Annotated in this window: 12 protein-coding genes; 4 read left to right on the top strand and 8 right to left on the bottom strand. The window is 49.5% G+C overall.

Annotation, left to right across the window (positions count from 1 at the left end):
• Both L0156_29730 and L0156_29725 read left to right on the top strand, forming a co-directional pair.
• On the top strand, positions 1–1076 hold a 1076-nt coding region (locus L0156_29730), incomplete at its 5' end, for a SpoIID/LytB domain-containing protein (protein ID MCI0607185.1).
• Between the two features lie 222 nt (positions 1077–1298).
• On the top strand, positions 1299–2813 hold the full coding sequence (locus tag L0156_29725; GenBank protein MCI0607184.1) for a hybrid sensor histidine kinase/response regulator: 1515 nt from the start codon (positions 1299–1301) through the stop codon (positions 2811–2813).
• A 21-nt stretch (positions 2814–2834) separates the two neighbouring features.
• Here the strand turns inward: L0156_29725 and L0156_29720 are convergent, their stop codons facing one another.
• The 3 genes from L0156_29720 to L0156_29710 are packed head-to-tail and all read right to left on the bottom strand — an operon-like array spanning position 2835 to position 4706.
• Positions 2835–3746 (bottom strand): DUF1684 domain-containing protein, encoded by a 912-nt coding sequence (locus L0156_29720; protein ID MCI0607183.1) that lies wholly within the window; start codon positions 3744–3746, stop codon positions 2835–2837.
• Positions 3747–3777: 31 nt separating this feature from the next.
• Positions 3778–4239 (bottom strand): PaaI family thioesterase, encoded by a 462-nt coding sequence (locus L0156_29715; GenBank protein MCI0607182.1) that lies wholly within the window; start codon positions 4237–4239, stop codon positions 3778–3780.
• A 32-nt stretch (positions 4240–4271) separates the two neighbouring features.
• Positions 4272–4706 carry a group 1 truncated hemoglobin gene (locus tag L0156_29710; GenBank protein ID MCI0607181.1) on the bottom strand — a complete coding sequence of 145 codons (435 nt, stop codon included), beginning with the start codon at positions 4704–4706 and terminating at the stop codon, positions 4272–4274.
• Positions 4707–4773: 67 nt separating this feature from the next.
• On the opposite strand from L0156_29710, the gene L0156_29705 reads away from it, so the two are divergent.
• Positions 4774–5400, top strand: coding sequence for a hypothetical protein (locus L0156_29705; protein ID MCI0607180.1), 627 nt, complete (start codon positions 4774–4776; stop codon positions 5398–5400).
• On the opposite strand, the gene L0156_29700 is transcribed toward L0156_29705, so the two are convergent.
• Complete coding sequence (locus L0156_29700; protein MCI0607179.1) at positions 5385–5825, bottom strand: DUF3887 domain-containing protein; 441 nt, start codon at positions 5823–5825, stop codon at positions 5385–5387. The genes L0156_29705 and L0156_29700 overlap by 16 nt on opposite strands.
• Positions 5826–5873: 48 nt before the next feature.
• Here L0156_29700 and L0156_29695 point away from each other — a divergent pair, with 48 nt between their 5' ends.
• Complete coding sequence (locus L0156_29695; protein ID MCI0607178.1) at positions 5874–6272, top strand: DoxX family protein; 399 nt, start codon at positions 5874–5876, stop codon at positions 6270–6272.
• On the opposite strand, the gene L0156_29690 is transcribed toward L0156_29695, so the two are convergent.
• From L0156_29690 to L0156_29675, 4 genes are all read right to left on the bottom strand, one after another.
• Positions 6269–7333 carry a type IV pilus twitching motility protein PilT gene (locus tag L0156_29690; protein MCI0607177.1) on the bottom strand — a complete coding sequence of 355 codons (1065 nt, stop codon included), beginning with the start codon at positions 7331–7333 and terminating at the stop codon, positions 6269–6271. The genes L0156_29695 and L0156_29690 overlap by 4 nt on opposite strands.
• A 52-nt stretch (positions 7334–7385) precedes the next feature.
• The gene (locus L0156_29685) at positions 7386–9869 is read right to left on the bottom strand and encodes a PilT/PilU family type 4a pilus ATPase (protein MCI0607176.1); all 2484 of its coding nucleotides are present in this window, start codon (positions 9867–9869) and stop codon (positions 7386–7388) included.
• A 124-nt stretch (positions 9870–9993) separates the two neighbouring features.
• The gene (locus tag L0156_29680; GenBank protein ID MCI0607175.1) at positions 9994–10272 is read right to left on the bottom strand and encodes a hypothetical protein; all 279 of its coding nucleotides are present in this window, start codon (positions 10270–10272) and stop codon (positions 9994–9996) included.
• A 234-nt stretch (positions 10273–10506) separates the two neighbouring features.
• Positions 10507–10773, bottom strand: a complete 267-nt coding sequence (locus tag L0156_29675; protein ID MCI0607174.1) for a hypothetical protein — start codon at positions 10771–10773, stop codon at positions 10507–10509.
• Positions 10774–11216 lie beyond the last annotated feature (443 nt).

The following is an 11216-nucleotide window of genomic DNA, read 5'->3' as shown; positions in this document are numbered from 1 at the left end:
TAGGACTAATGGCCTTTCTCATTCTGTTGCCGGCTGTTTTGTCTGCTAACACGCCCGTTTCGATTTCCATACTTTCGGTTCTTCGCCCGACTGAAATCACAATCACGCTCATCGAGCCGGAACGTGCTGTACTCAAATTAGACGGCTCGCAATCCATTCTGTTATCGAACGATCCCCTGAATGTGAAGCTCGTAAACGAACGCCTGATCACCGCATCGAAATCTTTCTCCCATCTTTCCCTTTCCTGCAGCTCCACTTGTACGATGGATCTGAACGTTCCCGCCAAAATCGCGCGTAGTTACCGCGGGGGCCTGGACCTGAGTGTCCGGCTGGATGCTATAAATATAGTACTACAAGCGTCACAGGAGGAGCTGATTGGCTCGATCAGCGCATCGGAGATGGGTGAATTCGGAGAAGCTGAAGCCCTGGAGGCATTCGCTGTCGTCTCGCGAAGCTTTTTGCAGGCAGGCCGGCGCCATCCCGATCTGCGAGCCGACTTCTGTGATCTGACGCACTGCCAGGTGTTTCAGTCCTATACCGCGTCACTTGAGGCACTACAATCCGTTGAAAAAACGCACGGACTCATTCTCACCTTTCAGCAAAAGCCTTTCCGGCCATACTATTTTCGCAGTTGCGGCGGTAAAACAGCCACGTTTGAAGAGGTTTGGCGGAAAAAGGCGCCCGACTATCCGTTTGCGAGTGTGCAGTGTCCCTGCAATTCCACGTGGGAAGCGCGGCTGAATGTTTCACAGTTGCAAGCTGCTGCAGGATTCCCGTTGACCATGATCCAACAAGATAAGAATCAGATCCAGCTTAGCTCCGAGAACCGGAAAATCTCCTACTCGCTCGAAGAATTTCGCAATGTTGTTGGGAAGAAACTCGGATGGAACAAAATCAAGAGCAATTCCTTTCAAGCCACGCAGCAAGGAATTGATCTGCTCGTTACGGGAAGAGGAATCGGACATCGAGTCGGTTTTTGCCAGAATGGTGCTTTCCAAATGGCGCGATCCGGAAAGACGTTCCATGAGATCCTGCAACACTATTTTCCGAATGCAGAAATCCGCGCCGTCAGATAGTTGCGTTGCGCCATTTCTCCCCCTTATAACGGGGGAGACGAAAGAGGGGGTTGTCTTATTAGACGCTTTCCCAACCTCCCCTCTAATCCCCTCCTTCATAAGGAGGGGAAATCCACGCAACGTACAAATCGTACACTATCAAATCGTACAATTTCTATGCTGGAACCCGTTTGTACGCTATAATGGGAACCCTGCACCAAAGATTTGGCGAGGGCTGGGTGGATGTTTGAACTAAATAGTCAGATTTATGTCGTCGTAATCGTACTACTGACTATTCTGCTTGTGGCACAGCTCATCCAAATCAGAAGAATTCAAAAACGCTCGAAAGACGAGCTGGAAGCTCTCTCAAAAAAAACTCAACAGCAAAGGGTGCACGACTCGGATGTCCTGAAAAAAGAGTATCAAAAACAATCCGCGGACTTAAAAGAAAAAGCGGAAACGGCCTTTGCGGAAGAACGGTCGAAAACGGACAGGGTCCTGTTCGAACTGGAACGGGAGAGGGAGATTTCAAAGATCGCTTCCACCGTTAGCACCGAACAGGCGAGAAAGATTCAATTTTTCAGCGAGCTGGCTCAGGAATTTCGAGCGCCCCTCATCAACACGATGGAATCGCTCGAAAACATTCTCGCCGGCAGTTATGGCAAGATACATTCAAAAACCCGCAAGCAGCTCGAACTTCTGTTGAGAAACACGCGATTGCTTGTGCGAGGCATGGATCAATTCCACGACATATCCCATCTCCAATTGGGCAAAATGGAAATCGTCAGAGGGAAGCAGGAGTTGATCAGTTTCCTGCGGGAGATCATCCAATCCGTTGCGTGGTATGCCGAAAAGAAAAAGATCAATCTACGGCTGGACACCGATGTGGAAGAGATGGAGGTTTTCTGGGATGTAAAAAAGATCGCCGAAGTGTTGTATCACCTGCTGTCGAACGCTTTCAAGTTCACGCAGGAGCAGGGGAAGATTTTAATTGCCGTGGCGGATGCTCCCCAGGATGAAGAGATCGATGAGGATTCCATTCGACTCCGGATACGAAATACGGGGAATATGATTCCGGAAGAGGACATGCCTTTTTTATTTGATCCATTTCACCGGCAACCGAGCCGGCCACGCTTTGGCCTTTCTCTTGTCAAAGAGCTGATTTCACTTCATGGCGGAACGATTCAAGTGCGGAGCGAGCAGGAAGTCGGGACCGAATTCACGATTATTCTACCCAAGGGAAGGCCCGCTGCAGAAGGAGCTCTCGAAGACAAGCCGTTCGATCTTTCACAGCGCGCCCGCATGGAGCTTTCGATGCTTGAATCGGAAGATGCGGGAATTACCGAACCGGTCGAACAACCAAGAGAAGCTGCGAGCTCCATTTCGGGAAGAATTTTGATCGTGGAAGACAATGATAGCCTGCGCGAGCTGATGAAAGGTGGATTGCGCGAATTTTATTCGATTAGCGAAGCGAAAAACGGAATGGAAGCGCTGGTAAAAGTCCACGAAGATAAGCCGGACTTGATTATCACCGATGTGATGATGCCGGAAATGAATGGATTGGATTTTTGCAGGCAGGTAAAAACGGATCCTGTGTTGAACCAAATTCCTGTGATCTTGATCACCGCAAAATCCACGGAAGGCGGCCGCGTGGAAGGTTTGGAAGCGGGAGCCGACGCCTACATCTCAAAACCTTTCGGCTTCGAAGAGCTCCTCCGAAAAGTCGAGTACTTCACCAAACAATCCATAACAAAGTAGCGCGGGCGTCCCGCCTGCGTATTACTTGTGCTCTGCGCTAACGTACTTCTTTTCGCCCGCCTCAATTCTAACGGCGAGCTTATTTTGCGGTGGCGGTAGCGGGCACGTCGCAAAATTCGAAAAAACGCAGGGTGGGTTATACGCTTTATTGAAATCCAGAATCACTTTCCCATCCGGTCCGGGAGGGGCGGTATACACATAACGTCCGGCGCCGTAGGTCTCTTTGCCATTGGTTTGATCGCCAAAAATGATGAACAGATCGGTCTCGCCCTGTTCTAAGACCGCATCGAGACGATACATTTTTCCGCCAATCTGGAAAATCAGAGTTCCCGGCGAAGGAGTATCTTCCACCATCCCCAGAATGTTTAGGATCGGAATCTTTTTGTTGTGCGGCTCAAACTTGGCTTCGATGCGCCACTTCACATCGATCGGATACGAATCGGTGCCCGTAAAAGTTCTGCGCGCGGGGTGTTCGCGATCACGGACGCGCACTCCGAGTTTTCCACCGCGATCAATGACGAAAAACCGGAGCGATCCCAGATCAAGTTTGGTTGGCTCTTCGGACGCATCGGATTTCAACACCATGGATTGAGCCGGTTTCCCGCCGGTTATGATTTGCACGCCCGGTTGCACTTCCAATCGCACGGTTCCTTTTTCCAGTTTGAGAGACCCGGCTTTGGCAGGAGATTTCGCCTTCGGAAATACTATTCTATTAGAAGGATCGCTGCCGAAAGGGTTGTCTCCTTCTTGAAGCCAGAAAAGCCCGATTAAAGTCAGCCAGCCGTCCTCACTTTTTAAGCGCGTGATCCGGGTGGCCCGCCATTCTTCAATCTGCTTCTTGTGTTCCACCGCATCAAATTTCACCGCACTTTCTCCCAATAACGACATCACTCCAAACAATACGACAAAACTTACTTTTCGCACGTTCTTCATTTTTTGTAATTTGTAGTTTGTAATTTGTAATTTACCATCTATGGTACGCCGGATGCCCAGGTTTGACGGCGACAAAAGTTCCGCGGCACGTTGCGCATACTTTCTCACTTGCGATTAACTGCGCTTCCACGATGGCGCGATCCTCTTTGAGTTCCACGACCTGCGCCTTCAATTGAATGAGAACATCGCTCGGAGCAGGGCGCAGCAATTTGATGGAGTAATCGGCTGTCACGGTGCAAGGGGGATGATCTGCGCCTGATTGTTTCATCAAGTGCCATGTTGCGGCCCAGTTCGAATGACAATCCAACAAAGTTCCGATGATGCCTCCGTTCAAAACACCGGGAAAAGCCTCATGATAAGATTTTGGCTTCCATTCGGCAACAACTTCATCCCCGCGAACGAAGCTGCGGATCCGCAAACCCTGATCGTTGGCGGGCCCGCAGCCAAAACACGCATTCTGCGGTGCGTACGTTTCCTGAAGACTCTTTTCCATGTGTACCGCGGGCGTCCCGCCCGCTCTTACCACTATTTCTCTACAATATCCTTTTTCAGGCTCGATGCAATCGCGAGCAGCTCATCCTTCTCTTTCTGTGGAACTTTGAATTCATCGAGTGTCGCAACCAGGTATTTCACGGCAAGGTCCCAATCTGCGCTGGTGATTCCGAGTCCTGTGTGGGAAGTCTTCATGTCACGGCCGGTGTATTTGCACGGACCGCCGGTTGCGTTGCAGAGTTGATCGACGACATGCTGGCGAATTTTGTCCAGACTGTCCTTACTGTGCCCCACAAAGAATGTTTTCAGCCTCTCGTCGGTTGCCATTTTCCCGATAAAGGAATCGGTGACAGCGGCGATCGCGTCGTATCCACCAAGTCTTTTGTAAAGCGTCGGCGCTTCATCAGCAAAAGCAACGGCGGAACAAACGAAAATGAAAAGTGATAGACTTAACAAAGTTTTTCGCATACAAACTCCTCCCTTTCTGTTGTTATACGCATCATCCCCTGACGCAGGATTATTCTACAATAACTATTTGAACCTGAAACTATCCGAACCGACGACCTCCATCACCGATTTCCTGCTGGCCGCCGAACTCTTCATTCTTGGTTTTTTGCTGTTTCGCGCCCAAACCGGACAGTTATCCGTTCATTTATGGGGGACCGGCTTCCTTTTCCTGGGATTGTCCGCGTTGAGCGGTGGACTGTTCCACGGATACAAACCGCATTTATCCTTCTGGCGCATCACCGGTGTGTGTATCCTTCTAACGCTCGCCTTCTTCATTGCAGGTGGAATCATCTCTTCCTCAGGCAGTCTTGCGTTGCTTGTCGTTTGCGAAATCCCGCTTTTGCTTCTGATGATCCGGATTGCAAAACAGAACCGGCCATCGATCAAGGTGAAACAGTCACAGCTCCGCATCGGAATTTTCTTCGTGGCACTCTCGGTTTTACTCGCGTACCAGATGTATGCAGGCGGACCGCTTGTCGGGCGCTGGATTCTTGCGGGTAGCCTGATCGTGTTTGCCGGACTCTGGATTCAACAGTCGGAATGGAGCATTCACAAGCATTTCAATCATAACGATCTTTGTCACGTTCTATTCATGATCGGAATGTATTTTATTTATCGCGGCGGTTTGCTGCTGCGAGATCAGTCTTCTATATAGAAGGAGCTGATGTACGGCGTTCCGTCATCCACAATCCACGTCGTGCAAAAGAATTCGGTTTGCTCCCCTTCCAGGACTCCTGAGAAAGCAAGAGTGATCTCCGCGACAAGACTGGCGCGATCCGCTTCCGGAACGAATTCAGCCTTTTCCTGCGGATTATCTCCCGGCCTGTAATCGACTTTCAAACCTGAAAAACCTTCGCGGTAGCCTGACCAGTTCTCCACAAACTCTTGATACGTCAACAGCTTCTGCAAAGCGGGCGACGTCAAATTGTAAGCGGACTGGTAATCCTTTTGCACAATGGAATTTGCAAACTGCTCGATCAGCGGCCTGTATTTCTCATCAACTTTTTTTGAACCGCCCTTTGAGCCGGAACAGGACACGAACAGAACAAGCAAAAATAAGCAGACGATTTTCCCCCTCATATGACCCTCGCTTGCTACATTATACTTCGTACTTCATAATCAGTTGACATGCAAAAATTTCAGGGTTACGGGCTCCTTTTATTGCGCCTACTGATTGCAGCCCGCCTGATTTACGGCGTGCAGGATAACATCTTCAGTTGGGAACGGATGGTTGAATTCGAGCACTTCCTTGCGAAGCACGGCGTTCCCTATCCGGTGCTAGGAGCAGTCGTTTCGGTTTACGTGCAATTTATTTGTGGAGTCCTCGTGCTCCTGGGCGCCTTCATCAGATGGGCTTCGATTCCACTCATTATCAACTTTATTGCCGCACTTTTCATAGCGCACCGCGGCGATACGCTTGTAGGCATGTTTCAAGCGCTCACAATTCTAATCACCGGCTTCGTCTTTCTGTTCGAAGGCGCCGGCAAACTCTCCATCGACGAACGCCTGAGCAAACGCCGTTCCTAAGACGCTTCGATGTTTTTGCTGGATACGGGCAAGCCGTTTGTTTTCAGAAAGGTCTTAAAACTTTCCTTGTCCAATGCTTTCTCGAAAGCTTCTTCGGCGCTAACGATATCCCGCAGCACATAGTCCTGCAGGCATTGATCCATGGAAATCATTCCCTGTTTTTTTCCGGTCTGGATCAACGAGCTGATCATCGGAGTTTTGTTGTCACGAATCATGGAAGCAACTGCGCCTGAAGAGAACAAAATCTCGAGCGCCGCGACCCGTCCTCCCTCTTTTCGCTTTAGAAGTTGTTGCGAAATGATACCTCTCAAAACGCTGCTCAGGACGATGCGCGTCTCTTCCTGTTCTTCCGGCGCAAACGCTCCGATGATGCGATCCACGCTTTTTGAGGCGCTGTTCGTGTGCAGCGTTCCAAAAACCAGTATCCCGGTTTCCGCTGCTCGCAAGGCCGTGCTGATCGTATCGAGGTCACGCAGTTCCCCGACCAGTATGCAATCCGGATCTTCGCGCACCGCTGCCCTCAAAGCATCGGGGAAAGAGTGAGCATGTTTGCCGAGCTCCCGGTGGCTGATCAACGATTTCTTATTTTCATGCACAAACTCAATCGGATCTTCTATCGTAATGATGTGAAAGTTTTTTGTGCAGTTGATGTGATCGATCATTGCGGCAAGAGTTGTCGACTTCCCACTTCCGGTTGGACCCGTAATCAAGACAAGCCCCTGGCTCATTTCTGCAAAGCGTCTCACCTGTTCCGTCAGACCCAGCTCTTGCATCGTCAGCACTTTGTCAGGAACGATTCGAAATACCGCGCCCAATCCATGCTCCTGTTTAAAAAGATTCACGCGAAACCGCCCGACTCCTTCCAGGTGATAAGCGAAATCAATTTCTCCTTTCTTCTTGCAGACTTCCCAGTAAAGGTCCGAGGCAACCGGCCTGACCCAGCTCTCAAAATCTTCAGGCGAAAGACCGCGATACCGGAGCGGTTCCAGATCTCCATAGACTCGCAAAATCGGAGGAGCACCCACGGCAAGATGCAAGTCCGATGCACCGCGATCATTCATCAGCTCAAGCAACCGGTTAATTCTGCTCGTTTCTGCGCCGTTCATCTTCCTCCTATATCGTAAGAAATGGCTCTAACAGATCTTTGTTTATCGCACGCGCGAAAGCCGCAGTCGGATCGACTTTTTTCTGTTCCAGAAGTTTTAACAGCGATTGATCCATCAGACACATTCCAAGATCGGATCTAGTCTGCTGAACGGTGGGAATCTGAAATGTTTTGCCATCGCGAATCATTGCGGCGACTGCAGGAGTGACCAGCAGAATCTCGAAAGCCGGAACAACTCCATCCTTATCGGGATTCGGCAGCAGCACCTGTGAAATTACAGCTTTTAGCGATTCCGATAACATCGTGCGAATCAGAGTTTGTTCTTGCGGAGGAAAGGAGCTGATCACCCGATCGATCGAATTTGCCGCAGAAGTCGTATGGAGCGTGGAAAGGACCAGATGACCCGTTTCCGCAGCGGTAATTGCCATTCGAATCGTATCAAGATCCCTCATTTCACCAACCAGCACAACATCCGGGTCCTCACGAAGAGCAGACCGCAGCGCCGCAGTAAATGTGCCGGTATGACTGCCAAGCTCTCTTTGACTGATCAGCGACTTCTTATTCGTGTGAACGAATTCAATCGGATCTTCTACCGTAATCACGTGCACGCTTCTGTTTTCATTGATGTGATCCACCATCCCTGCAAGCGTTGTTGTTTTTCCGCATCCCGAAGGTCCGGTCACAAGAACAAGGCCCTGATGCAGGTAGGTGAGAAATTTCAGGCTGGACGGAATCCCAACGGACTCATAACTCGGAACGGATCTGGGAATGATTCGAAAAGTCGCATGCATTCCATTCCTTTCCAGAAAAATATTTGTTCGAAATCTTCCGAGCTGCTCATGCTTGAAACAGTAATCTACGTGCCTTTGACTCGCGAGCGTTGAGAGTTGATTTCCGGACATGCCTTCGACCGCGAGTCGCTGAACGTCGACCTGCGAGAGTTCCGGAAAATCCAGCGAAATGAGCGTGCGGTGAACGCGAACCCGTGGTTTGGCTCCAACAGCGAGATGCAAATCGGATGCCCCGATGGAAATTGCGTAACGTAAAAAATCGCCAATGCCTGGAGAAGAAATTTCGTTGATCTCGAATTTTTCATCTGCGTCTTTGGCCCGGCCATTCAGGTTTGCCCCGCTGATGCCGTTCATGACAGAAGCCGCGCGGACGCGAACGTAATCTGCGCCTTTTTCGTAAAGCACTTTTAGCAGCGGGATCCCCGCAGGATGTGCAATGTTCTTTAGCGCTTCCAGCAATTCCAGTTGTTCTTCACGGCCGGCATAAGGGAGCACGTTCGCGAAATGCTCGATGGCTCTGACATCCTTCATGAGACCGAGCGCCTGGATTGCAAACAACCGGTCATCGTCCGACTCCAGCATTTCGAGCAATGGCTGAAACGCCCGCGAATCGCCGATACGGGCCAGACATTCCGCAGCACAGTAACGAAGCCACCAGTCGTCGCGTTGAAGCATGTCGATTAATGTAGGAACAATCTTCGGATGCTCGATCGTAACGGCGATGTTCTCTGCCAGACTCCGCACGCGAGAATCCGGGTCATCCAGCAACTGGATGATTCCATCCGCGAAAGGCTCACCTTCTTCTTTCAGGGATCGCAAAGCGCGCTCGCGCACCCAGCCAAACGTATCGGAAAAAGCGAGGATGAATTTTCGCAGAATTCTTTTCGGATCAGCGTGAGTCAGCATTCGCCCCGGAATTTTTCGCAGCACCGGATCGCTCTCTTTCAGGAACAAAAGCATTTCATCTTCATACCGTTCAGGTGATGCTTTGATCTGGTGAAGCAGTCCTTGAATCGCCAGATCCCGGATCTTCTTGCTTTCTTCCTTTTGATAGAGCTCGAGTAACAGGGAAAACAATCTTGGCTCCGTGAAATTCTGCAGAACGAGCATCGCTTTATAGCGGATTTCTTCTTCCGGATCTTCCAGCAGGGCCGTGCAATTCCACAGTGCATTGCGCTGTCTGGTGGATGATAAGTACGCCAGCGCTCTCAAACGAACGGCCGGAATAGTGTCCGAGAGGAGCATCGAGGCAACGGGAATTGCGGTGGCCGGATCGGTACGGGGAAGCATGTCCAGCGCGACCGTTCGAAAGTATTCGTCTTTATTGTTTGCCCACAAGCGGACCAGCCGCGGGAGAGTTGTGGGATTCATTTGAACCAGCAATTCCAGCAGGAGCTCTTTTGCTTTTGGCGGTTTTCCTTTTGAGAAGGAGATGATCTTTGTGTTTTTCTCCGGATCGTTAATTTTTGGAATGAGCGTTACTGCAAACTTTCTTAACGGATCAATGTCAAGAGCCATCCAGATCACATCTTCGAGCAGCAGGTTGGATTGACTGGAAAATTCCTCAAGGATCGTTTGCATTTCTGCAGGCGATTGCCACTCGTGCGCTTTCAATTTCTGAAGCAGAAGTTTTTTTTCAGAAACGAAAGTCTTTTTGATTTCTTTTGTATCGGTGAGAGTTTTTTTGATTTGTTCCCACATAGCGTTTACAGAGTTGTTCCCTTTTTGTCTTTGTTCTTATTTGGAATTGCCGGTTGGCTTACGCAGCAAAACACGCACTTTCCCAGGTCGGTTTATTCCCCGCCCGTCCTGGAAAGGCATATACTTAATCACTTTTGGTCATTTCTGTCAAGGAACTTTTCGTCCCGGAATCTAGCTTTGGCTTTGCTAATAGTTTGACTAGAAGGTACCTGAGCTGCCAATCCATATCTTTGGGCCAATCCGCTTCCCCGAATCCATAGTAACGAACGTAGAGCCGCACAACGCTCGAATCCTTTAGAAAAGGATAGGCTTCAACCGCTGCCGCATCCAAAGTCTTAAAGTTGCCCAGGAATTGTGGTGGATCGTTCAACTCTTCACCCGTCGTATAAAAGATTCTCATCACAGCAACAAACTCCTGTTTGAAAAAACAAGGGAGCGGTTGAGGCGGGGGCTTCAAAACGCTCCCTTCAGGGTTTCTTCACCAGATTCCCGATTTCAGCAGAGAGCAAACCTGATGCCAACAACAATCGCGTGGACTTTCGACGAGATGGTTCGTGTCAGAAATGCTTTTCAGTACTGAAAATGCTGAAACCAATGCTGAATTTCAGCCTTTCAGCATTCTTCGCTTGAAGTCCGTCTATCCTTCCGGAGATTTTCGCTCTCTCTTTTGTTTCTCAATAATGGTTCTTTCTGTTAAGCGAAATCTATCCACAACGCGTCTCCAGATTTTATCTGCGGCCGGAGCATTGGACAGCAACACCTCTTTGCATGCCTCAAAGTTCTGACTGGTCATTTTTTGGTTTTCTTCCATCAAAGGAAAGATGATCTCGGTAAGAAACCGAATCCGCGCATCGCCTTTTGCCTCGTAAAGCTCCTGATAACTGGGTCTTCTTTTTTTCCCCATAGAACCTCCGTGTTTGGAGGATCTTCCCCGGCGGAGCGCAATGGTTGGACCTGTACGTTAGTGATTCTAACTTTCTTTTTAGCATTTGCCAACAGCTCCTTGGCTCATGCTTGTCAGGGCTGTTGGGGAAGTTCATTTCGGAAGATTTCGAATGGGGCCTCCATGGAAAGGAGTGACCTTCTTCAATCCTGATCGCCGAAGCTTGCCCAGTCATAGGCTCTGTTGTCATTCAGGCTTTTCTTTGTTAGAATCCCCGGCTTTGTCCTGACTAATTTCATTTAGGGGTTCTCTCTTGAACGATTTCAATCTCATTTTCGATTCATTTGCTGATCTTGCAAAAAATAAATCTCAGTTGCTGAAAGAAAATCTTTTTCTCCGACAGCAAATCATCATTTTGGCAAGAAGCGTAAAAAAGGTTAAGATCCGAAAATCGGACCGGCTCT

Source organism: bacterium, assembly GCA_022616075.1.
Taxonomy (GTDB): Bacteria; Acidobacteriota; HRBIN11; order JAKEFK01; family JAKEFK01; genus JAKEFK01.
This window is presented reverse-complemented; position numbering and strand designations above follow the sequence as displayed.